A 23,544-nucleotide genomic window follows, 5' to 3' on the forward strand; every position below is an offset into this window, starting at 1 on the left:
TCAGACAGCAGTGCGAACGGAGGCGTCGGCGCCCGACCGTGGCGGATGAAGAGCGGGCGGATGCGTCACGATCGAGCGCAGATCCGGGGAAGCCGGGTGCAGTTTGGACAGGTCGGGGCGGGGGCGGGCTGTGTCGGGATCAGACTCCAGGAAGGTCTCCATCGTGCGGGCGACGGCCAGCAGATCGGTATCACCTCTGGGCGAGCCGAGCATCTGAAGCCCAAAGGGCAGTCCGGCCCCGTCCCGTCCGGCGGGCAGGGTGATCGCAGGGCCGCCGGTCAGCGATCCGCGATAGGTCAGCGCCAGCCAGCGATAGTAGATATCCATCTCCTTGCCGTCGATTTCTTTGACGTGTGGCTCGGTCCAGGGGAAGGCGGAGACGGGCACGGTCGGCAAGAGGATCGCGTCGAGCCCCTGCATCCGGGCATTGAAGGCATGCAGAATACGGGTCTGTTCCGCATGTGCCCAGCCCCGGTCGGCCAGGGTGAAAGTCCGGCCCAGATCGACATTGGCGTGGATCGTGGCCCCGAACAGCTCCGGTGTTTCCCGCGCCGGACCGTCAAAGGCGGTCAGGAAGCTTTCGGCGCGCAGGATGTCAAAGACACGGTCCATCGCGCCCAGGTTCATATCGACCGGGCGGCACTCCGCGACATGCGGTGCCAGCCGCTCGATGCGGTTGTGGAAGGTGGCGCGGATGTCCGCATCGACCGGCGCGCCGCCGAAATCCTCGGAATATCCAAGCCGCAGGGTGCGCAGCGGCCGTTCCGCCAGCGCCTCAAACCGGTCGGCAGGATAGGCGACCGAGAGCGGATCGTCGGGATGCGCCCAATGGGCCGCGCGCAGCATCAGAATCAGATCATCGACGTCGCGCGACATGGGCCCGATGACAGAAATCCCGGACCAGCCAAGCGGCCGCGTCGGATGCGCCACCACATCGATCGACGGTCGATACCCGACGATTCCGCAGATCGCGGCTGGCAGGCGCAGCGAGCCGCCAGTGTCCGAGCCGGTGCAGATCGGCAGCAGGTTGGCGGCCAGCGCCGCAGCTGATCCGCCCGAAGATCCGCCAACCGTCAGGCGCGGATCGAAGGGGTTGCCGGTCGCACCCCAGACCGGGTTGCGGGTATTTCCGCCTGCGCCCAGCTCCGGCACGTTGGTCTTGGCCAGCACGATCGCGCCAGCAGATCGCAACCGCGCCACCATGGGAAGGTCGCGGGCCGGCAGGTTGGCCTTGGCGCGGGGGCTGCCGTGGGTCGTCAGGAGGCCGGCAGTGTCCTGGAGGTCCTTCACCCCGAGAGGCAAGCCATCAAGGAGCCCTGCCGGCGTGCCGTTGCGCCAGCGCGTGGTGGCGCGGGCGGCCTCGGCTATGGCGCGTTCGGTATCAAAGGCGGTCAGCGCATTGATCAGCGGATTCACCCGCGAAATATGGGAGAGGCATGTCTCAAGATAAGCGCTTGGTGTGAGGTCCCCCCGCGCAAATGCGGAAAGGACCTGTCGGGCCGGCAGCCCAACAGTCGTGGCGTCATTCATACTCTCTCCAACTGGCGATCATGATCCGCGATCCCCAGCTCCTCCCATTAATTTTGTTGAAGGTATGATGAATTTTTTGGCAAAAATAATGACTTTTCCGCCCACAACCTTAACTAAAGGGAATGGTTTTATTGTATTCTGCCGCCTGCGACAGGCAATCCATAAAGAGCGCCAGCGCACTGTTGTCTTGCAGTGCGCCCTTTTTCCAGAAACAGCGGGCCTCGGACAGGAAGTTCCGTGTGTCCAGGGGCATTTCCACAAGATCGCCGCGCGCGGCATAGGCCTTGGCCAGGCGCTGAGGGAACAGGCAGAGGGTCGGCATCTGCCGCAGCAGCTCGAGATTGAGCGACAGGGACAGCGACGAGATCGTATTGCCCGGCAGCGCGACCCCATGCTCGGCAAACAGCGCGTCCACCGCCCGGCGCGCAACCGAATCCGGTTGCGGCAGAATCCAGGGCCAATCGACCGCATCCTTCCAGGCGATCCGCTCCATCGCGGCCAGCGGATGATTGCGCCCGGCGACAACGACCAGCGGTTCCTTCAGCAGCACCCGCTGTTCGATGCCCTCCATGTCGCTGGGCTGCCATATCCGGGCGATCAAAAGGTCGATCTGCCCGGCCTCCAGCTGTGGCTTGAGCGAGACGAAATGCCCTTCGGTCACCGAAAGGCTGGCATCCGGCGCGCCGTTCTTGAACAGGCTTATCGCCCGTGGCAGCAGGATGGGCGCCACAGAGCTGACGACGCCGACGTTTACTGACCCGGCAATCCCACTGGCCATGGCCAGCAGGTCGAACTCGGCCCGGTCCAGCTGGTTCAGCACCTGACGCGCGTGTTCGGCCAGTCGCAGCCCCACCGACGTCAGATGCAACCGGTTGCGTTCGCGTCGGATAATCGGGGTTCCGACGATCTCTTCCAGCTCTGCGATCTGCTTGGAGACAGCGGGTTGGGTGACATTCAGCGCGGCCGACACCCGCGCGACAAGCCGATGTTCGGCCAGTCCGCAAATCACCCGCAGATGCCGAAGCGTCAGCTGCTTGGTCAAAGTCCCGCGCTGCAAATTCGGCATCACCGTCTTCCAAAGTCCTAGGTCCAGGCAACTATGCCGCTTGTGCGGTCAAATACAACAGCAACGGCCCCGGGTGAATGGTGCTAGCCGGGTCAGGACGCCTGCACCAGCCAGTCATAGACGAGCCGCGCGCGGTCGGTGGCATGGGGGTGCAGTTTGACGTAGAAATCCTCGGCTGTTTCGACCTCCAGCGGCAAGAGCGGGACAAGCTCTCCGCTGTTGCGAAAGCCCTGCGTCAGCCCGACCCAGCCGAGGACCGCGCCCATGTCGTCGCGGGCCGCTTGCAGGGCGATGATGTAATTGTTGACGCGGTGACTGGCATTGACCGGCCCATCATAGCCCAGACAGTGGAACCAATCCGGCCAATCGGTCCAGCCCGCCACCCCGGAGTCGAAATGGATGAGCGGCAGCCGTGCCAGCTCCTGTGGTGTGGTGACCGGATTGGCGGCGGCGAATTCCGGGCTTGCAAGCGCCATGATACTGTCGCGAAACAAGGCGCTACAGGTGCCGCCCTCGCGGGACATATCGCCGAAATGGATGCTGAGATCGCAATCTTCCATCGCGTCATAGGTGTCGCTGACAATCTGCGCGACCGAGACATCGCCATGGGATTTCCAGAACTGCGCCAGCTTGGGCGTGAGCCAGAGCGAGCTGACCGCCGTGGTCACCCGGATCGTCACCGAGGCGCGGTTGGACCTTTGGCGCAGCTGGTCGACCGCGTCGCCCATGGTTTCAAACCCGCGTTGCAGCGCGACCAGCAGATAGGCGCCGGTTTCGGTAAGATTCACGCCCCTGTGGTGACGCTGAAACAGCGGGCGGCGCAGCTCGGCTTCCAGCGCCTTGACCTGATGGCTGATGGCCGCAGGCGTGACGTTCAGCTCCTGCGCGGCGGCCTTGAACCCCTCGTGCCGGGCGGCGGCCTCAAAGGCGACCAGCGCGTTCATCGGGGGCAGGTTGTAGGGGCGTTTGGACAAATTCACCTCGGGTGTGGTGTTTTCTATTCGCAGCAATGCAGGGTCGAGCCACGGATATGGCTTAATTGAGCTAAGCCTAGGCTAGTTTTTCCACGATTGCGAGGCCCTTGGATCGCCGTCATCGTCTGACCACTTGGCCTGATGCATTGCCATCAGCCGACCCCCCGTCCAGTCAGGAGTTCAGCCATGCGCGATGCAGTATCCACGCAAGCCCGGGCCCGCCGGTCCCGCAGAGGCAAGAGCAAAGCCGGGCGCGACGCCGCGCCGGGCCAGAACCTGCATTTGCGGGTTCCTTTTATTACGCGCGGCATTCCCACCTATGATTTGCTGAGCGACGAGGCCCTGAGCCGCATCGAGGCGACGGCGGATCGGATCCTTGCCGAAATCGGGATCGTGCTGCGCGACGACGCCGAAGCGATGCGGCTCTACCGCGAGGCGGGCGCCAAGGTGACCGAGCTTGGCGGCGAGAGCTGGAACTTGAAGTTCGAACCCGGCTTGCTCCGCGAGATCCTGAAAACCGCGCCGGAGCGCTTCACCCAACATGCGCGCAACCCGGCCAATACGGTGGAGATTGGCGGCGATGCCATGGTCTTTGCCCCTGCCTATGGCTCGCCCTTTGTGATGGATCTCGATCAGGGGCGCCGCTACGGCACCATCGCCGATTTTGAGAATTTCGTGAAACTGGCGCAATCCTCGCCCTGGCTGCACCATTCCGGCGGCACCATCTGCGAGCCGACCGATGTGGCGGTCAACAAGCGCCACCTTGATATGGTCTATGCCCATATGCGCTATTCCGACCGGGCCTTTCTGGGGTCGGTCACGGCGCCGGAACGCGCTGCCGACAATATCGAGATGTGTCGCATTCTGTTTGGCGCCGAGTTTGTCGATCAGAATTGCGTCATCATGGGCAATTTCAACACCACCTCGCCGCTGGTGCTGGACGGTGTCACCAGCGCGGGCATTCGCACTTATGCTGCGGCGGGGCAGGGGTCGATCCACCTGCCGTTCCTCTTGGGGGGCGCGGTGTCGCCGCTGACGATGGCCGGATCGGTGGCGCAGGCGCTGGCGGAATCCATGGCGTCCTGTGCGCTGACCCAATTGGTGCGCCCCGGCGCGCCGGCGGTGCTGGCGGCGTTTCTTTCGTCGATGTCGCTGCGCTCCGGCTCGCCCACCTTTGGCACGCCGGAGCCTGCGCTTGGATCATTGGTCATGGGGCAGCTGGCGCGCCGGCTGAAGCTTCCGCTGCGCTGCGCGGGCAATTTCAGCACCTCCAAACGGCCCGATGGGCAGGCGATGCAACAAGCCATGATGTCGATGATGTCGGCCGTGCAGGGCGGCGTCAATTTCGTGCTGCATACGGCGGGGTTTGCGGATGGGCTCCTGTCCATGTCCTACGAGAAATTCATGCTGGATTGCGATATGGCCGGTGCGCTGCATGCCTATCTGAAGGGGATCGAGGTCAACGAGGATACATTGGGCTTTGACGCTTTGGCGCAATATGGCCCGGGCGAGCATTTGTTCGGCACCGATCACACGCTGCGCCACTATCAGACGGCCTATTGGGACAGTGGCATGAATGACGACCAGCCGTTCGAGAGCTGGTCAGAGCAGGGCGAAATCGATTCCGCGCAGCGCGCCAATGCGCGGTGGAAAGAGACCCTGAACCGCTTTGAGGCACCGCCGCTTGATCCCGCCATTGATGGGGCGCTGCGGGACTATATCGCCCAGAAAAAAGCCGCCGTGCCCGATGCGTGGTATTGAGCAATGTCCCCTATCTGCGGCTTATGTCATCCCGTGACGGGCGCGAAACCGGGCGATCTCTCGCTCGGTCGGGGCCTGCCCGGTGAAGGTCATGACATAGTCCGGGACCCGCGCCAGACGGTCTTGCATCGGTTCGCACACCTGCATCGAGATATAGCCGATTTGCGTCAGATAGAGGGTGCGGGCGCGCACGTCGGCCTCGCCGGGCGGGTAGTCAAAGCGGGCAAACATGTCGCGGATGATCGCCAGCCGGGCGGCATCGGCGGCGTGCACGCGGGCGGCGACCTCGTCCGATTGATGCGCCCAACCGCGCACCGCAAGGTCAAGCCGGGTCTCAAAAGCGCCGCCCTCCAGAAAGACGCCGATCAGGTTCAGGACTGCCTCGACTATCGTTTCCGCATAGTCCTGCGATGCGCGCTCCAGGCTGCCGGTATTGGTGGCTTCCCAATCCTCCAGCAGCGCCTCCAGCAGGGCGGCGCGATCCGAAAAGAACCAGTAGAAGCTGGTGCGCGACAGGTTCAGCCGATTGGCCAGCGGCTGGATTTTCACCGCATCAAGCCCGGAGCTCACAAAGGCGTCGCGTGCGGCGGCCAGCCAAACCTCGCGCGATCCGCGCCAACCGCTGGTCTCTTCGGTTTTTTCGATCTGTATCGTCATGCCCTGAACATAAAGGGTTTCCGCGGTGGCGGCAAGAAAATCGACACTGATGAACATTTATTTGACAGGTGTGAACATTTCTGGAAATGTTTCGCCAATCAAACGGAGCCAAGCCATGTCCAATGATCCCCTGTTGCAGCCCTATCAGCTCAAGCACCTGACCCTGCGCAACCGCATCATGACCACCAGCCACGAACCGGCCTATCCGGAGGATGGCATGCCAAAGGAACGCTATGCCGCCTATCATGCGGAGCGGGCCAAGGCGGGCGTGGCGCTGGCAATGACGGCGGGTTCGGCGGCGGTCTCCAAGGACAGCCCGCCGGTGTTCAACAATATCCTCGCCTATAAGGACGAGGTGGTGCCATGGATCAAACAGCTGACCGATGCCTGCCACGATCACGGGTGCGCGGTGATGATCCAGCTTACCCACCTTGGCCGCCGCACCGCCTGGAACAAGGGCGATTGGCTGCCCTCGGTGTCGTCCTCCAGGCACCGCGAACCTGCGCATCGGGCCTTTCCGAAACTTGCCGAAGACTGGGATATCGAGCGCATCATCAGTGACTTTGCCGACGCCACCGAACGCATGAAGGCGGGCGGCATGGATGGGATCGAATTGCAGGTCTACGGTCACCTGCTCGATCAATTCTGGTCGCCGCTGACCAATGATCTGGATGGCCCTTACGGTGGCAAGACGCTGGACACGCGCATGCAGCTGCTGATGGATGTGCTGGGCGGCATCCGCAAGCGTGTCGGCGATGATTTCATCGTGGGCCTGCGCTACACGGCGGATGAGGCTCAGGCCGGTGGCATCACCGAGGACGAGGGTATCGAGATTTCCAAACGCCTTGCGGGCTCTGGCATGGTGGATTTCCTCAATGTGATCCGGGGCCGCATCCATACCGACCCGGCGATGACCGATATCATTCCGGTGCAGGGCATGAAGAACGCGCCGCATCTGGATTTTGCCGGGCGGGTCAAGAAGGCCACCGGCATGCCGACCTTCCATGCCTCCAAGATCCCCGATGTCGCCACCGCGCGCCATGCGGTATCCGCCGGATTGCTCGACATGGTTGGCATGACCCGCGCCCATATGGCCGATCCGCATATCGTGCGTAAGATCATCGAGGGGCGCGAGGATGACATTCGCCCCTGCGTCGGTGCCACATACTGTCTGGACCGGATCTATGCGGCGGGCGAGGCCCTGTGCATTCACAATCCGGCCACCGGGCGCGAGCTGAGCATGCCGCACACCATCACCCCCGCCGAGACCCGCAAGAAAGTCGCTATCATTGGCGCTGGCCCGGCCGGGCTGGAGGCTGCGCGGGTGGCAGCGGAGCGTGGTCATGATGTGACCGTGATGGAAGCCCAGCCCGATCCCGGCGGCCAGATCCGCCTGACCGCGCAGAACCCGCGCCGTCGCGAGATGATCTCGATCATCGACTGGCGCATGGCGCAATGTGCGGCGCGCGATGTCGAATTCCGCTTCAACACCTGGGCCGAGGCCGAGGATGTCACCGCGCTGAACCCCGATGTGGTCATCGTCGCCACCGGCGGCCTGCCCAACACGGAACTCTTCGAGAGCGGCAAGGAGCAGGGTCTGGTCGTCACCGCCTGGGATCTGATCGCGGGCGATGTGAAGCCCGGTCAAAACGTGCTGATCTATGACGAGAGCGGCGATCACGCGGGCGTCATGGCCGCCGAGGTGGCCGCCAATGCGGGCAGCACGGTTGAGATCATGACCCCGGACCGCACCTTTGCCCCGGATATCATGGCGATGAACCTGGTGCCCTATATGCGGGCGCTTCAGGACAAGGACGTGAGTTTTACCGTCACCCGCCGGCTGCTGGATGTGCAACGTGACGGCAATCAGCTCAGGGCTGTGATCGGCACCGATTACAGCGATCTGAAAACCGACAAGACCTATGATCAGGTGGTGCTGAACTACGGCACCCTGCCGATGGATGACCTTTATTTCGCGCTCAGACCGCTGTCGTCGAATGGCGGCGCGGTGGACTATGATGCGCTGATCGAAGGGCGCGGGCAAGAAACGCTGCGCGGTCCCAAGGACGGCTTTCAGCTGTTCCGCATTGGCGACGCGGTCAGTGCGCGCAACACCCATGCCGCGATCTATGACGCGCTGCGGCTGATGAAGGACATCTGATCTGCGCGCGCTCCCGGTGGCTCCGGGATGCGACGTCACAAGGTTCGGAGGGGCGCTGGAACGGCGCCTTTCCCAAGACAACAAAAAATACGCCAGCTCGCGCGTCTCATGCCATGCCACAGAAGACAGGACAGGACAGGACAGGACGAACGGGCCGCTGTTTCATCTCAAGGAACGGCCAATATCCTCCAGTTTCCGCGATTTTGCGGACGTAATCTCGAAGGTGTCACATGCTGCGTGAATCCGATGTTCTCTCCACTTTGATGCGCCGAAAGCCTGGCTATTCACTGGCGCAGGATCTGTACTGTGATCCGGGCGTCTTTGACGCCGATATGGCCCGTATCTGGTACAAGGAATGGCTCTTTGTGCTGCCCTCCTGCGAGATTCCCAAGGCCGGGAATTATGTTGTCCACGAGATCGGCGCCTATTCCGTGGTGATCGTGCGCGGCAACGATGGCGAGATCCGCGCCTTTCACAATTCCTGCCGCCATCGCGGCTCGGTCCTGTGCAAGGCGAAAAAGGGCACCGGCCCCAAGCTGGTCTGCCCCTATCACCAATGGACCTATGAGCTGGACGGCAGGCTGCTCTGGGCCCGCGACATGGGCGCGGATTTTGATGCCTCCAAGCACGGGCTGAGCCCTGTTCATTGTCGTACCCTCTCTGGCATGGTCTATATCTGCCTTGCCAAGGACGCGCCCGACATCGAGGAATTCGCCGCAGAGACAGCACGTTACCTGGGTGCGCATGATCTGGAAAACTCCAAGATCGCCTATGAAAGCACCATTATCGAGCATGGCAACTGGAAACTGGTCTGGGAAAACAACCGCGAATGCTATCACTGCGCAGGCAATCACCCGTCGCTGTGCCGCACCTTCCCGGAGGATCCCGCCTATATCGGCAGCGATCCCACCGGCGGGCTGAATGATCTGCAAAAACAGCATACCGACCGCTGCGAGGCGGTGGGCGCGGCTTCGGCCTTTCGGGCCTCGGCGACCGGTGATTGGCGCTATGTGCGCACGCCGCTGCTTGAGGGCGCCGAGAGCTATACCATGAATGGCAAGGTCGCGGTGAGTAAGCCGAATTCCAGCCTGCCGTTTTGCGATGCGGGCTCGCTGCTCAAGTACAAATACCCGGGCACCTGGAACCATTTCCTGTCGGATCACATCCTGTTGTTCCGGGTCACGCCGATCAGCCCGATGGAGACCGAGGTCTGCACCAAATGGCTGGTTCACAAGGACGCGGTTGAAGGCCAGGACTATGACCTGAAGCGCCTCACCGAGGTTTGGCTTGCGACCAATGACGAAGACCGGGAAGTGGTCGAGAACAACCAGCGCGGCATTCGCTCGCCCGCCTATATTCCGGGGCCCTATTCCCCGAAACACGAGGCCGGAAATATCCAGTTCACCGATTGGTATGCCGACACGATGATCCGGGCGATCACCACCGGCGCGACCCCGGTTGCGGCGGAATAAAGCCATGAGCCTGGACCTTGATATGACCACCTCTGGCGACGACGGGATCTGGCGGGACTCTGAACCGCTGGTGTGCTGTGCCGTGGTGCCCGAAGCGCCTAATACCGCGACCTTCAGCTTCGTGTCGCCCTCCGGGCGGCAGTTCCGCTACGAGCCGGGCCAGTTCCTGACGTTGGAGCTGCCGGTGTCGGGCAGCACGCTGTGGAAGACCTACACGATTTCCTCCTCGCCGTCGCGACCGCTGACCCTTTCGGTCACGGTAAAGGCGCAGGCGGGCAGCGTTGGCACGCGCTGGATGCTGGACCATCTGCAACCGGGCATGTCGATCAAGGCAACCGGACCCGCCGGTATCTTTACCCTGCCGCGCAAGGAGCAGAAAAAATACCTGTTCATCTCGGCCGGGTCCGGCATCACACCGTCGCTGGCAATGACGACCTATCTTTATGATCGGGGCACCGATGTCGATGTGACCTTCGTGCATTGCGCGCAACGTCCACAGGACATCATCGCCCGTCAGCGGCTGGAGCAGATGGCCTCTCGGGTGCCCTCGATCAAGCTGTTCTTTATCGTTGAAGAGGATGACCCCTATCGCGTCTGGACTGGGCTGCGCGGGCGGCTGAATCAGCTGATGATCGGCCTGATCGCCGGGGACTATATGGAGCGCGAGGTCTATTGCTGCGGCCCCGAACCCTTCATGGAGGCGGTGCGCGAAATGCTGATCGGCCTTGGTTATGACATGGATCGCTACCATCAGGAGAGCTTTGGCGCGCCGGTCAAACAAGAAGAGCAGCTGCCCGAGCATGATGACCTGGTGCCGGACGAGGAGGCCGCCGCAAGCGTGACCTTTGCGCAATCCGAGGTAACCGCGGAGTGTTTCGAGACCGATACGGTTCTCGCGGTGGCGCGCAGTGCGGGGATCGTCATCCCCTCGGGGTGCACCTTTGGCGTCTGTGGCACCTGCAAGATCCGCAAGACCGCCGGGACTGTGCATATGGTCCACAACGGTGGCATTTCCGAAGAAGATATCGACAGCGGCTATATCCTCGCCTGCTGCTCGAAACCGATCGGGAAGGTGGAGGTGGAGGTCTGAAACGGGGGCTCCGTTTCAGACTCTTGTCGATCTGACGGCGCGCGGCGCGCGGAGGCCTAGTCGGTGACGCCGGCGGGGACCAGGCCCTCGGCGACCCAGGTGTCGAGCTGGGCCAGAACCGCCTCGCAGAAGGCATCATCATTGATGTGGCAATCCAATGTGGTCATCTGGATACGCTCCGCTGCGGCCTCCTGGCTGGCGGCAACAAAGGCGCGCAGGCCCTCGGGGTCATGGGCGGGCTCGCCCGGTTTGTCCCATTCCTCGATCCCCTGCTTTGGCAGGAAATACTGGGTGGGGCCGGCTGCCTTGGCCAGACGATCCACGATTTCGCGGGCCAGGGTACTGCGCTCCTCGGCGTTGAAGGCGACATTCTTGATCAACCGGTTGTGCTGGTGGAACGGACGCTCGGCAAAGCGCTCCGGGATTTCCTGCCAGCCCGCCAGGTCCAGAATGTCTGATGCCCCCGCCGCAACCATCTGCGGGGTGCCACTGCGCCCGGCACCGCTGAGCCGATCGCTGCCGGCGCTCACCAGCGAGCCATGCAGCACGTTGACCAGCTCTTGCAGGGAAAAATCCATCACGCAGGCAAAGGCACCCTCGGCGGCAAGCCGTTCAAAGGCCATCCCGCCCATGCCCGTGGTGTGAAACACCGCCACGTCATAGCCCCGCGCCGAGAGCTCCGGGTGCAGGCGTTTCATGTATTTCAGACAGGAGGAGCCCAGCGAGGTCATCCCGATCACGGGACGGTCAAAGTTTGGCGGCTCGACGGATTTGGCGGCGCCCAGCACGGCACCGGCGGCCTGGCTCAGGGAGGATTTGCACAGCGGATTGAGACCATATAGCCCACCGGCCCAGAGGATGAACTGGACATCGGCCGCCATCCGTTCGGCCGCGATCAGCGGAGATCCGGCGACGGTGGAGACAATATATTTCGGCACCCCGATAGGCAGCGCCTGCGCGCAATCCAGCGCCAGATCGGTGCCCATGGTACCGCCCAGGGCAATCATCCCGTCAAAGCGGCCGGCGTCATACAGCCGGCGGGTCATGAGCGCGGCCCCGGCGCTCATTTTCTCAAAGGCCTCGCCTTCTTCTCCCAGCGCGATCAGCCCGTCAATGGTCTCGCCCACCGCGGCGGTGACCTCGTGCTTGGTGACATCCACGGGCTGCGGCGGGTCGCCAAGGACGCTGACATCCATGGTCAGCACCTTGCCGCCCTGGGATAGGATGCGGCCGATGAGATAGTCGAGCTCGTCGGCTTTGGTGTCAAACGTGCCGATCACAAGAATGGTCTTTGTCATGGTCGGGTCCTCTTTGGGTCAGGGGTCTTGGCCAGATAGGCCGCACAAAGGTCGCGGGCCTCGTAAATGAAACGCCGGTTGCGCTCGGGCGCGCCAGCTTCGCTCATGCGGGGAATGATCCATCCCACATAGGTGACCGCGCGCAGCGCCAGAAACAGATCCAGCGGCGCGGTGTCCAACGGCCGCTTGCTGCGATAGCCCGCGATCAGGGCGGATTTCAGCGCCTCATAGGCGGGTTCTTTGCGGTTCTTGAACAATGCCGTTGCGATATCAAACAGGCGAAACCCATAGCCGCCATCGTCAAAATCAATCAGATGCAGCTGATCACCGTCAAGCAGCACATTCTCCCGCACGAGATCGGCATGGGTAAGCCCGAAATCGAGCGCGCCCGCCAGTTGGGTCAGATCGTGCCGGGCCTGCTGGCGAAACGCCACAAGCAAGCTGCGGGTCTCGGGTGCGAGGCTGGGATTGTCCCAGAAACGCCCCCAGAGCGGCACCTCACCCAAGAGGCCCTCGATGTCCCAGCGCAGGCGGGTGAAACCCTCCTTTGGTGCAAAGGCGTCGCTCGCCTGATGCAGCCGGGCAATGTCCTGGCCGAGGGTGAAAAAGACCGCTTCGGGATTTTCCAGGCGCAGCGGCTCGCGGCTGGTGCCGAGCGGGCGGCCCGGCCGCCATGCCAGCAGATCAACCTGCGTCCCTTCGATAGCTTCGAGGAAATTCCCCGCGCGCGAGGGCTTTGGGCGGGGCACGGAAAGGCCCGCGCGCGCCATTGCGTCCAGCCACTCCAGCTCGGAGCGGAGCTCTGCCGGGCTGCGCAGTCCCGGACGCCGCAGGCGCAGGGCAAACTCCCCCGTGGCGTCGGTGACGCGGAACACCTGATTTTCGCGTCCGGCGACAAATTGGCACGTCGCCTGCGTCAGGCCCCATCGCGCCAGCGCGCTTGCGATGAGCGGCGACGTCATGCCTGCACCGGGGTTTCTGCCATCACGCGATCAAGCGTGTCGATCAGCAGGTCCAGATGCGCCTCGGCAAAGGGCATCGGCGGGCGGGTCTTTAGCGGGTTTTTTTGGCGGCCCAGGTTGGGCAGCAGGATACCCTGATGGCGCATGGCGTTCACCACACGATCAGCATAGGCGCTGGCGGGCTCTTTGCTGGTGCGATCCAGCACGAATTCCGCGCCAAAGACCATGCCGCTCTGACGGGTGTCGCCAATGACGCTGTATTTTTGCGCCAGCGTATCGAGCCGCTCAACGGCCAGTTTGCCAATCCGGGCGGCATTGGCTTGCAGTGACTTGTCCTCCAGCTCCTCCAGCACCGCCATGGCCGCGGCGCAGGAGACCGGGTTGCCGCCAAAGGTGTTGAAGTAGCGAAAAGAAGAGCGAAACCGCGCCATGATCTCGGGGGTGGTGACCAGGCCGGCCACCGGATGACCGTTGCCCATGGGTTTGCCCATGGTGACCACATCGGGGATGACGCCCTGTTTCTGATGTCCCCAGAAATGGCTGCCGCAGCGGCCAAAGCCTGCTTGCACCTCGTCGCAGATCAACAGCCCGCCGGCGCGGCGCGCGGCCTCTGCTGCTGGGCGCAGCCAGCCTTCGGCCTGCCGTGGAAAACCCTCGTTGAGGAACAGCGGGCAGACGATCAGCGCCGCGAACCCCACCCCGGATGCGTTGAGCGCGTCGATCGCCTCTTGCACCTTCTCGGCAAAGCGCTGCCCGTCGGGATCATGCAGGCGATAGCTGTCGGGGGCTTCCACATGGCGGACATAGCCGTCCAGCCCAAAGCCGACCTCGGGTGGGTTGGAGGTGGAGAGCTGGCTGACCAGCGTGGTGTTGCCGTGATAGGTGGCGTCGGTTGCAATGATGCCGCGCTTGCCGGTCATGGCTTCGGCCATGCGCAGCGCGATATCGTTCGCTTCGGATCCGGTGCAGGTCAGGATGGCGGTTGTCAGCGGGTCATCGAATGTGCCGGTCAGCCGTTCGACGTAGTCCAGAATACCCTCGTAGAGATAGCGGCTGTGGGTGTTGAGCTTTGCGGCCTGCGTTGTGATCGCCTGCACCACCCTTGGGTTGCAATGGCCCACATGGGGCACATTATTATAGCAGTCGAGATATCGGTTGCCCGCCGCGTCCCAAAGCCAGACCCCGTCGCCACGCACGACATGGATGGGGTCATCATAAAAGGTTGAGACATTCGGCCCAAGCAGGGCCCGGCGGCGGGCAAGGAGGTCAGGCATCTTTGGGGCTCTTCTCTTCGGCGCGCCAGCTTTTCCAGACCGTCCAGGCCTGCACGATGACTGCGATCAGGATCATGGAAAACAGGATGAAGGCGATCGGGCGGTCGATGAAATCCCAGGGCTCTCGCACCCGCGCCATGGCGGTGCGCAGCTTGTCCTCCATCAGCTTGCCCAGAACGATGCCGAGAATGATCGGCGAAGTGGGATAATCCAGCCGCTTGAGGATAAAGCCAAACACCCCAAACCCGGAGGCGATTGCCACATCGGTCAGCGAATTGCGCAGCGAATAGACGCCGATCAGGCTGAAGGTGAGGATCATCATGCCAAGGAAGCGGTTCGGAATCGTCATCGCTTTCATCAGCGTGTCGGTGGCAAAGAACAGGAAGATCACGACGATGATGTTCAGCAACAACAGGCAGAGATAAAGCGCGATCACGAAATCCATCTGCTGCGCGAACAGCTGCGGGCCGGGGATGACATTATGCACGTAAAACACTGCAAGCATCATCGCGGTCAGCTCCTCGCCCGGAATTCCAAGCGCCAGCAGCGGGATCATCGCGGCAGCGGGCACCGAGTTGTTCGCCGCCTCGGAGGCAACGATGCCCTCGGGGTTGCCCTTGCCAAAGCGCTCGGGCGTCTTGGAGGTCCGCTGGGCGTAGGAATAGGACATGAACTGTGACATGAACTCGCCCACGCCGGGGATCATGCCGCAGATGACACCAAAGGCGGACCCCACCGCGGCGATGCGCCGATAGACCCAAAGATCCTTCATCTGCGCGAAAAAGCCGACCTTCTCCACATGGGGGAGCGTGATGGCCTTGTCCTTGTCCATAAACAGGATCAGGGCCTGGCTGATGGCAAAGAGCCCGAGAACGACGACGATCAGGTCGATCCCCGATTGCAGCCAGCCCATGCCGAAGGTGTAGCGCTGGGTATAGGCCGTCGGCTCGATGCCGATGGTCTGGAGGAAGATCCCGACGCAGGACAGCATGGCGGCCGCCAGCACCTGGCCACGGTGGGTGATAATCACAAGCAGAATGCCAAGGAGGGCGGCAAGGAAGATCTCGCGGGCGCCAAACATGGGCGCGACCTTGGCCAGAACCGGCGCCAGCACCATCAGCGCGGCAATGGAAAAGAGCGCGCCAAAGAAGGATGCGGAATAGGCCAGGCTGAGCGCGCGCCGCCCCTCGCCGCGTTGGGTCATCGGATAGCCGTCATAGGTGGTCAGCGCGTTGACCGGTGTGCCGGGGGTGTTGACCAGGATCGCCGGAATGGCACCGCCGAACATGGACGAGCCATAGATGCCGAGGAGGGCGGTCAGCCCGACGATGGGCTCAAGCGAAAAGGTGACCGGCAGCACGATGGCAATGGCCACCGCCGCGCCGACGCCAGGCAGGCCGCCGACGATCACGCCTCCGATCGAGCCGATCAGCAGCGCGGCCATGACGTCCCAGCGCGCGATGAGTTCAATGCTTGATAGCAGGATATCCATGTGATTGACCTCAGAAATAGCGCAGAAGGATGTAGCGAAGCCCGTCCGGCGCGTAGTCGTAAATCGCGCCGCCAGGGATTTTGACGTTCATCGCACTCTTGAAAAACAGCACCACCACAAGCCCGAACAGGGCAGCCCAGACATTCATGCGGCCGCGATAGCCGACCCGCAGGGACAGAAGCGTGCAAAAGATCACGGTGGCGAAGAGATAGCCGATGACCGGAATGGTCGCGACATAGAGCATGTACCAGCCGATGTATTCCAGCGAGCGGATCCAGTTCAGCCCCTCGCTCCAGCGGCCCGGAGTGCGGTCAACCCGGTGGCGCATCAGCTTGTGCAGGATCGCAAACAGGATCACACCGCCAAGCGACAACGCCGGCCAGAACCGCGGTTGTGCGGCCAGTCCCTTGCCGGAAATCCAGGTGGTCTGCCAGGGAAGGGCGGCCAGCAGCGCGGCGGCGAGGATCAGCAAAAGCATGCTGAACAGCATCTCGCCGGGCTTGCGCCCCTCGGGAAAGATATGGGGTTGGTCTTGTGTGGGCTCGCTCATCATTCCTCCGGGCGCAGGGGAGCCTGCCGTTGCGAGGGGCTCGAAACGGGACTGATCTCTAGAGGGACCAGCCGCGCCAGCGGCGCGACCGGTCAGACCATTGGGATTATTCAGCGATAATCGCGTTGATGGTGCCAGCGGTTTCCTTGTCGGACAGGATGCGCGCGGCGGCATCATCGGCGTCGGTCCAGTAGATGATCGCGCCGGTCTGTTTGGCCAGTTCCTGCGCCCGCTCAGAGGCCAGGGTTTCCTTGGCAACAGCGATGATCTTTTCGCGCACGTCGGCGGGTGTTTCCTTGCGGACAAACAACCCGTTCCAGAGCGAGATATTCAGGTTCGGCGTGATCGACGCCAGGGTCGGCGCGTCGGGCGCGACCGGGATCGCTGTTTCGGTGATGGTGGCCAGGATGTTGACGCTGTCGAGGCAGGGCAGGATCTGCTGGATCGTGGTATTGATCACGTCGAAATCGCCAGAGGCCAGCGAATTGCAGTCGAGCGCACCGGAGGAGGCTTCGGCACCCCAGTCAAAGCCCATTTCCTGCGCCGCGGCAAAGGTCGCCTGGGTCGGCAGCATGAAGGAGCCGAAATGGCCCAGGACCTGGGGATTGTCAGCGGAGTAATCGGCCAGTTCCTGCAAGGTCGCATAGGGTTTGTCGGCGCTGGCGGCAATCACGAAGGGATAGGTCAGGAAGATGCCCAGCGGATCAAACGGATCGGGGCTGAGCCCGGGCACGCCCACTTCCGGGCCGACCACCGGCACGTCCACCACAAAGGAGCCAATGGTGTAGCCATCTGCCGGCGCCGCCGCGACGGAGGCGGCACCCGGGAAGGGGCCACCGTCGGAGGGGCGGTTTACGACCGCCGCCGCGACGCCGTATTTCTCTTCGAAATCTTCTGCGATCATCCGTGTCAGCACGTCTTCAAGGTCGCCCGGCGGGAAGGGGACGATGAAGCTGACGGGTTTTTCGGGGTAGTCGGCAAAGGCGGGCGATGCCAGCACGGCAAGCAAAACGCCTCCAAGGATGGATTTGGTTTTGGTCATTGACGGATTCCCTGTGGTGTTATATTATCAACACTGGTGATTTTAGTGTTGCGATTGCGCGTGTGTCAAGGATTGCTGTTCCAGTGCGCGCGCGCCCAGCCGTGCAGACAGGAGGCAGGATGTCATCAACCGTTACAAAGGCGCTCTCGTTGTTGGAGTTTTTCTCCGAGGACGAACCGGAACTGGGATTGTCGGATCTGGCCCGCAGGTCGGGCATGGACAAGGCGGCGGTTCACAGGATGCTGGGCTCGATGGCGGAGTCCGGCCTGGTAGAGCAGCAAGCCGATTCGCGGCTCTATCGCCTGGGGGCCGGGGTGCTGCGCCTGGCGCGGGTGCGGGAAACCGCGTTTCCGGTCAGCGCGATGATGCAGCCGATTTTGCTCCGCCTGTCCACGGAAACCGGCGAAACCGCACATGCTTCGCTGATTTCGGGGCGGGCGCTGGCCAATATCGCAACATGCGAGAGCAAGAAGGGCAGTCGCGTCTCTCTCGTGGCGGGCGAGGTGCTGCCCTATCACAGCACCGCGTCGGGTTTGGCCGCGCTGGCCTATGCGGATGACAAGCTGCTTGACCGTGTGCTCTCCGCCCCGCGCGAGGCGAGAACCCGGTTCACCCTGACCGAGCGCGACGACATCCTGACGCGGATCGAGGTTGTGCGGGCCAATGGGTTTTCGGAATCCGATCAGGCCCACGAGGAAGACGTGCACGGGCTCGCGGCGCCGCTGTTTGATCGCTCCGGGCGGGCCTGTGGCGCGGTGTCGGTCTCCACCCCCTCGCATCGGATGACGGCGGAGCAGCGCCAGCTGAGCATCGCCGCGGTCCTGCGGGCGGCAGAGGATATTACCGCCGGTCTTGGCGGGCAAAGGCCGCGGGGCTACGCGGATCAGGTGGCGGGTTTGCTGGCCTCAGGCCCCCGCGATTGAACTCACCCTGCGCGCCCTTCAACGGGTGCGGGCCGGGGCATCCGCTATTCAGGATTGACAGGCGCGCTCTCAGTTGGCACGATATATGCAACACTGGTGATAATAATAAACCGATTATGGAGAGAACCTTGCTGCATGACCTTTCAAAGGCGCCTGTCGGCCCGGCTTCCCACCTGATTGACGGCCTGTCGCAGGCGGCATCGGATGGCGGCACGATGGATGTGATTTCGCCGCTGAACGGCACGCGCCTGACGACCATGGCGCGCGGCACCGTCGAGGACGCCGAGGCGGCGATCGCTGCGGCGCGGGCCGCCTTTGACGATGGGCGTTGGTCCGGCCTTGCCCCAGCGGCGCGCAAGAAGATCCTGCTGAAATGGGCCGATCTGATCGAGGCCAAGGCGCAGGAACTGGCGGTGTTGGGGGTGCGCGACAATGGCACCGAGATCGCAATGGCGCTGAAGGCGGAGCCTCTCTCCGCGGCTGGCACGATCCGCTATTTCGCCGAGGCCATCGACAAGATCTATGGTGAAATCGCTCCCACCGCCCCCGGCACGCTGGGGCTGGTGCACAAGGAGCCGGTGGGCGTGGTCGGTGCGATCGTGCCGTGGAACTTCCCCCTGATGATCGGAGCCTGGAAACTGGGCCCGGCGCTGGCGGCGGGGTGCACTGTGGTATTGAAACCCGCTGAAACCGCCTCCCTGACGCTGTTGGAGATTGCCAAGCTGGCGCTGGATGCGGGGCTGCCGCCCGGTGTCCTGAACGTGGTCACCGGCGAGGGCGCGGTTGTGGGCGCCACGATTGCCGAAAGCAATGCGGTCGATGCGCTGGTGTTTACCGGCTCCGGCGCGACGGGGCGGCGTTTGCTCGAAGCCTCGGCACGGTCGAATTTCAAACGGGTCTACCTGGAGCTGGGCGGCAAATCCCCCAATGTGGTTTTTGCAGATGCGCCCGATCTGGATGAGGCGGCAAAGGTGTCCGCCTATGGGATCTTTCGCAACTCCGGCCAGGTCTGCGTTGCGGGCTCGCGCCTGCTGGTCGAGCGCAGCATCCACGACGCCTTTGTCGAAAAGCTGAAGCAGGTGGCAGAGACCATGGTGGTCGGCGATCCGCTGAACCCTGAAACCTCGGCCGGGGCAATCAACTCCGAGGCGCAGCTGGAACAGAACCTGCGCTTTGTCGCGGAGGCCCGCGCGGCCGGGCGGCAGATCGTCACCGGCGGCGAGCGCATCCTGCAAGAGACGGGCGGTTACTACATGGCGCCGACGATCGTGGCCGGGGTCTCCCCCGAGGATGCGATCGCGCAGGAAGAGGTCTTTGGCCCGGTGCTGGCTGTCATCCCCTTTGACAGCGAGGACGAGGCCGTGGCGATCGCCAATGGCACCGATTTTGGCCTCGCCGCCGCGGTCTGGACTGCGGATCTGTCGCGCGCGCATCGCATGGTGCGGCGCATCAAGGCGGGGGTTGTGCATGTCAACACCTATGGCGGTGCCGATGTCACCGTGCCGCTGGGGGGCGTCAAGCAATCCGGCAATGGCCACGACAAGTCGCTGCATGCCTTTGACAAGTTTTTCGACCTGAAAACCGCCTGGATCAAACTGTGATCCGACCGACCCATATCGCCGTTCCGGCGCTCGACTTGCTTATATCCTGAAAGGAACACCCATGAAGGACGAGAACTTCCTCAAGGAAAACAACGCCCGTCATCTCTGGCATCCGATGGCGCATCCGGCGGACAGCCTGGCCAATCCGCCCGATATCATCACCCAAGGCGAAGGGGTCGAAATCGTCGACGTCGATGGCCACCGCACCGTGGATGCGGTCGGCGGGCTGTGGAATGTCAACCTTGGCTATTCCTGCGCACCGGTAAAAGCGGCGATCGCGGCGCAGCTGGACAAGCTGCCGTATTATTCGACCTTCCGCGGCACCACCAATGACGCGGTGATCGAGCTCAGCTACATGTTGCAGGAGTTCTTTGCCCCGGACGGGCTGACCCGGGCGTTCTTTACCTCCGGCGGCTCTGACAGCGTCGAGGTGGCGCTGCGCCTGGCGCGTCAGTATCACAAGATCCGCGGCGAGGCCGGGCGGGTGAAGTTCCTGAGCCTCAAGAAGGGCTATCACGGCACGCACACGCTGGGGGCTTCGGTCAATGGCAATGCCAATTTCCGCACCCAATACGAACCCTTGATGCCAGGGTGCTATCATATCCCGGCGCCCTATCCCTATCGCAATCCCTTCAACGAGACGGACCCGGAGCGTCTGGCGCAGCTTTGCGTGGCGGCGCTGGAGGATGAGATCAAGTTCCAGGGCGCCGAGACCATCGCCGCCTTTATCATGGAGCCGGTGCTTGGGGCGGGTGGCGTGCTGCCGCCGCACAAGAGTTTCATGCCCGCTGTGCGCGAGATCTGCGACAAATACGGGATCCTGCTGATCGCCGATGAGGTGATCACCGCGTTTGGGCGCACCGGGTCATGGTCCGGGTCGCGCCACTGGGGTGTCCAGCCGGATCTGATGTGCACGGCCAAGGCGATCACCAACGGCTATTTCCCCTATGGCGCCGTCATGGTGTCGGGGGGTGTTGCCGAGGTCTTTGAAAAGGACACATCTGGCAAGGGGGCGATCGGCTCCGGCTATACCTATTCGGGCCATCCGGTGGGTGCGGCGGCGGCGATTGCCTGCCTCAAGGAAACCGAGCGCTTGCAGGTCAAGGACAATGCAGCCGCACGCGGCGCGCAGCTCTTTGCGGGGCTTCAGGCCCTGGCGCAGAAATATGATGTCATTGGTGATGTGCGGGGCGGGCATGGGTTGATGTGCGCGCTGGAGCTGGTCTCTGACCGCGCGCAAAAGACACCGATCGACAAAAAGAGCATCGGCGCGGTTCAGCGGGTCGCCTATGAAAACGGGGCGATGGTGCGCGTGTCTGGCAATAATGTCATCATGTCGCCGCCGCTGATCCTGTCGGAAACGGATGTCGAAACCATCCTGAGCGCCTTGGATGCCGGGTTCAAAGCGCTGCCCTGATGGGGAGAGTCACGTGGGCGGCAGATCCGTCGCCCGCGTGACCCGTTCCGGCCGGGCCGGGTCGATCTATGCGGGTCGGTCCAGGATTTCGGGCGCGAGATCAAGATCCATACGGGAGCGCGGGCGCGCTTTTGGATCGTCGTCGAGCACCGCATGCATGCGCTCCATCACCCGAAAGAAGGTACTGAGCTCGTCGGCGCTGACGGCGGCGCGCAGCTTTGCCTCGATGTCGCGGGCGGGCGGGATGATATCGGCCAATGCGGCACGCCCCCGGTCGGTCAGCGAGATCGCCACAAGGCGCGCATCCTTCTCCCCCAGCGCCTTTTGCACCAGCCCCTCCGCTTCCAGGCGCGAAACAGCACGGCTGACCCTTGGCTTTTCCAGGTTCACGCAGTTGTGGATGTCGCGCACCGACACGGCACCGCAGCGCAGAAGGTGGATCAAGACCCGCCATTCCGGCACCGCCAGCCCATGGGCTCTTTCGTATTCGACCGAGACCCGCTTGCTGACCCGTTCAGAGAGCACGGCAAGCCGGTAGGGCAAAAAGGCGGAAAGGCGGAAATCATCTGACATGGGGCCGGGCTCCTGGAACATGCTGGCAAATGATATTGACTTTCGTTGCAAGTGCAACGATAAATAACTGGTTGCACTTGCAACGACTGTACTGCGCCTCCTGCGGCAAAGCGCGCTCTTTCGAGACGCAGCGCGGGGAGCGAAACGGTCCGTCGCAGGTGCGTATAGGGACATGCAGGGCAGCAATGCGCTGAAGCAGAGAGGATTACAGATGGCCAATGGATTCGCGTCGCAAGGCGACACCGCCGAGAAGCAGATTTCCTTCACCGAGATCGGCAAGGGGCTCTATGCCTTTACCGCCGAGGGCGATCCGAACTCCGGTGTGATCATCGGCGACGACAGCGTCATGATCGTCGAAGCGCAGGCAACACCGCGGCTGGCGGGCAAGGTGATCGAAAAAGTGCGCGAAGTCACCGACAAGCCGATCAGCCATGTGGTGCTCACCCATTATCACGCGGTGCGCGTGCTGGGCGCTGCGGCCTTTGAGGCGCCGCAGGTCATCATGTCGGATGTGGCCCGCTCCATGGTGGTCGAACGCGGACAGGAAGACTGGGACAGCGAATTCCAGCGTTTCCCGCGCCTGTTCCAGGGCCACGAGAGCATTCCCGGCCTGACCTGGCCGACCACGACCTTCAACGACGAGATGACCGTCTATCTGGGCAATCGCCGGGTCGATCTGATGCATCTGGGCCGGGCGCATACCGCGGGCGACATCGTCATTCACGTGCCCGATGAAAACGTGATGTTCACCGGCGACATCGTCGAATACCACTCCGCCTGCTACTGCGGCGATGGTCACTTCGGCGATTGGGGCAACACGCTGGACAATATCGCCGCCTTTGACGTCGATGCCATTGCACCGGGTCGTGGCGATGCGCTGGTGGGCAAGGACATGGTCCATGCCGCGCTGGAAAACACCCGTGACTTCGTCGAAAGCACCTATCGCCCGGTTGCACGGGTGGCGGCACGTGGCGGATCGCTCAAGGAGGCCTGGGACGCGGTGCGCGCGGAATGTGATCCGAAATTCAAGGATTACGCCATCTACGAGCATTGCCTGCCCTTCAACGTCGCCCGCGCCTATGACGAGGCCCGGGGGATCGACACGCCGCGGATCTGGACGGCGGAACGCGACCTGGAGATGTGGAAAGCGCTGCAAGGTTAATCACGTCACTCGGGAGGAGGAAAGATCATGCCATTGGATGATCGTTATCAACTGGCGTTCAAGCTGTACCCTTATGAGCGCAGCGCCGATCAGGACGCCGACACCGCCCCCCGCCACCCCGTGGTGGTGGTGGGCGGTGGCCCGATCGGGGTCGCCACGGCGCTCGACCTGGGTCTGCAAGGTATCCCTGTGGTGCTGCTGGACGATCACGAGGGGGTGGGGCAGGGCTCCCGCGCGATCTGTTTCGCCAAGCGCGCGCTGGAAATCGCCCACCGCTATGGCTGCGGTCAGGCGATGCTGGACAAGGGTGTGGTCTGGAATGTGGGCAAGGTGTTCCATGACGACCGGCAGGTCTATGAATTCAACCTGCTGCCGGAAGAGGGGCACCGCTACCCCGCCTTTATCAACCTGCAACAGCCGCATTTCGAACGCTTCCTCGTAGAGCGTGTGCGCGAGGCGCAGGCCGCCGGCGCGCCGATCCAGTTGCGGGGCAAGAACCGGGTCGATCACGTCGATGTCCGCGAGGATCACGTGGTGAT

Annotated in this window: 20 protein-coding genes; 9 read left to right on the forward strand and 11 right to left on the reverse strand. The window is 63.0% G+C overall.

Going from position 1 to position 23,544, the window contains the following annotated elements:
• From HCZ87_RS07030 to HCZ87_RS07040, 3 genes are all read right to left on the reverse strand, one after another.
• Entirely contained in the window at positions 1-1,530 is a 1,530-nt protein-coding gene (locus HCZ87_RS07030; protein ID WP_167643057.1) for an amidase, read from the reverse strand.
• Positions 1,531-1,639: 109 nt separating this feature from the next.
• Positions 1,640-2,596 carry a LysR family transcriptional regulator gene (locus tag HCZ87_RS07035; protein ID WP_217701947.1) on the reverse strand — a complete coding sequence of 319 codons (957 nt, stop codon included), beginning with the start codon at positions 2,594-2,596 and terminating at the stop codon, positions 1,640-1,642.
• A 92-nt stretch (positions 2,597-2,688) separates the two neighbouring features.
• Positions 2,689-3,570: a LysR family transcriptional regulator gene (locus HCZ87_RS07040; RefSeq protein WP_254868551.1), complete on the reverse strand. Its 882-nt coding sequence runs from the start codon at positions 3,568-3,570 to the stop codon at positions 2,689-2,691.
• Between the two features lie 186 nt (positions 3,571-3,756).
• On the opposite strand from HCZ87_RS07040, the gene HCZ87_RS07045 reads away from it, so the two are divergent.
• A complete protein-coding gene (locus tag HCZ87_RS07045) occupies positions 3,757-5,331 on the forward strand; it encodes a trimethylamine methyltransferase family protein (protein ID WP_167643058.1) in 1,575 nt (524 codons plus the stop codon).
• 21 nt (positions 5,332-5,352) lie between these two features.
• Here the strand turns inward: HCZ87_RS07045 and HCZ87_RS07050 are convergent, their stop codons facing one another.
• Positions 5,353-5,988, reverse strand: a complete 636-nt coding sequence (locus HCZ87_RS07050) for a TetR/AcrR family transcriptional regulator (RefSeq protein WP_167643075.1) — start codon at positions 5,986-5,988, stop codon at positions 5,353-5,355.
• 115 nt (positions 5,989-6,103) lie between these two features.
• Here HCZ87_RS07050 and HCZ87_RS07055 point away from each other — a divergent pair, with 115 nt between their 5' ends.
• From HCZ87_RS07055 to HCZ87_RS07065, 3 genes are all read left to right on the forward strand, one after another.
• A complete protein-coding gene (locus tag HCZ87_RS07055) occupies positions 6,104-8,149 on the forward strand; it encodes an NADH:flavin oxidoreductase (protein ID WP_167643059.1) in 2,046 nt (681 codons plus the stop codon).
• 230 nt (positions 8,150-8,379) lie between these two features.
• Positions 8,380-9,621, forward strand: a complete 1,242-nt coding sequence (locus HCZ87_RS07060; protein WP_167643060.1) for an aromatic ring-hydroxylating dioxygenase subunit alpha — start codon at positions 8,380-8,382, stop codon at positions 9,619-9,621.
• 4 nt (positions 9,622-9,625) lie between these two features.
• On the forward strand, positions 9,626-10,711 hold the full coding sequence (locus HCZ87_RS07065; protein WP_167643061.1) for a hybrid-cluster NAD(P)-dependent oxidoreductase: 1,086 nt from the start codon (positions 9,626-9,628) through the stop codon (positions 10,709-10,711).
• Positions 10,712-10,767: 56 nt separating this feature from the next.
• Here the strand turns inward: HCZ87_RS07065 and HCZ87_RS07070 are convergent, their stop codons facing one another.
• The 6 genes from HCZ87_RS07070 to HCZ87_RS07095 all read right to left on the reverse strand — a co-directional run bounded on the left by HCZ87_RS07070 (position 10,768) and on the right by HCZ87_RS07095 (position 17,329).
• On the reverse strand, positions 10,768-12,009 hold the full coding sequence (locus tag HCZ87_RS07070; protein ID WP_167643062.1) for a Tm-1-like ATP-binding domain-containing protein: 1,242 nt from the start codon (positions 12,007-12,009) through the stop codon (positions 10,768-10,770).
• Positions 12,006-12,971 (reverse strand): phosphotransferase enzyme family protein, encoded by a 966-nt coding sequence (locus tag HCZ87_RS07075; protein ID WP_167643063.1) that lies wholly within the window; start codon positions 12,969-12,971, stop codon positions 12,006-12,008. The genes HCZ87_RS07070 and HCZ87_RS07075 overlap by 4 nt, the downstream gene beginning before the upstream one ends.
• Positions 12,968-14,245, reverse strand: coding sequence for an aspartate aminotransferase family protein (locus tag HCZ87_RS07080; RefSeq protein ID WP_167643064.1), 1,278 nt, complete (start codon positions 14,243-14,245; stop codon positions 12,968-12,970). The genes HCZ87_RS07075 and HCZ87_RS07080 overlap by 4 nt, the downstream gene beginning before the upstream one ends.
• Entirely contained in the window at positions 14,238-15,737 is a 1,500-nt protein-coding gene (locus HCZ87_RS07085) for a tripartite tricarboxylate transporter permease (RefSeq protein WP_167643065.1), read from the reverse strand. The genes HCZ87_RS07080 and HCZ87_RS07085 overlap by 8 nt, the downstream gene beginning before the upstream one ends.
• A gap of 10 nt (positions 15,738-15,747) precedes the next feature.
• Positions 15,748-16,287 (reverse strand): tripartite tricarboxylate transporter TctB family protein, encoded by a 540-nt coding sequence (locus tag HCZ87_RS07090; RefSeq protein ID WP_167643066.1) that lies wholly within the window; start codon positions 16,285-16,287, stop codon positions 15,748-15,750.
• Positions 16,288-16,393: 106 nt separating this feature from the next.
• On the reverse strand, positions 16,394-17,329 hold the full coding sequence (locus tag HCZ87_RS07095; RefSeq protein ID WP_167643067.1) for a tripartite tricarboxylate transporter substrate-binding protein: 936 nt from the start codon (positions 17,327-17,329) through the stop codon (positions 16,394-16,396).
• 119 nt (positions 17,330-17,448) lie between these two features.
• Between HCZ87_RS07095 and HCZ87_RS07100 the strand changes: the two genes are divergently transcribed.
• From HCZ87_RS07100 to HCZ87_RS07110, 3 genes are all read left to right on the forward strand, one after another.
• Positions 17,449-18,252, forward strand: coding sequence for an IclR family transcriptional regulator (locus HCZ87_RS07100; RefSeq protein WP_167643068.1), 804 nt, complete (start codon positions 17,449-17,451; stop codon positions 18,250-18,252).
• A gap of 116 nt (positions 18,253-18,368) precedes the next feature.
• Complete coding sequence (locus HCZ87_RS07105; RefSeq protein WP_167643069.1) at positions 18,369-19,853, forward strand: aldehyde dehydrogenase family protein; 1,485 nt, start codon at positions 18,369-18,371, stop codon at positions 19,851-19,853.
• A 61-nt stretch (positions 19,854-19,914) separates the two neighbouring features.
• Positions 19,915-21,270, forward strand: coding sequence for an aspartate aminotransferase family protein (locus HCZ87_RS07110; protein ID WP_167643070.1), 1,356 nt, complete (start codon positions 19,915-19,917; stop codon positions 21,268-21,270).
• Between the two features lie 66 nt (positions 21,271-21,336).
• Here the strand turns inward: HCZ87_RS07110 and HCZ87_RS07115 are convergent, their stop codons facing one another.
• Positions 21,337-21,843, reverse strand: coding sequence for a MarR family winged helix-turn-helix transcriptional regulator (locus HCZ87_RS07115; protein WP_167643071.1), 507 nt, complete (start codon positions 21,841-21,843; stop codon positions 21,337-21,339).
• A 211-nt stretch (positions 21,844-22,054) separates the two neighbouring features.
• Here HCZ87_RS07115 and HCZ87_RS07120 point away from each other — a divergent pair, with 211 nt between their 5' ends.
• Together HCZ87_RS07120 and HCZ87_RS07125 are read left to right on the forward strand one after the other, a co-directional pair.
• Positions 22,055-23,005, forward strand: coding sequence for an MBL fold metallo-hydrolase (locus HCZ87_RS07120; protein ID WP_167643072.1), 951 nt, complete (start codon positions 22,055-22,057; stop codon positions 23,003-23,005).
• A gap of 27 nt (positions 23,006-23,032) precedes the next feature.
• Positions 23,033-23,544 (forward strand): FAD-dependent monooxygenase (locus tag HCZ87_RS07125; RefSeq protein WP_175582176.1); only part of this gene is annotated, 512 nt, incomplete at its 3' end.

It is taken from the genome of Phaeobacter sp. HF9A, assembly GCF_011806385.1.
Taxonomy (GTDB): Bacteria; Pseudomonadota; Alphaproteobacteria; order Rhodobacterales; family Rhodobacteraceae; genus Epibacterium.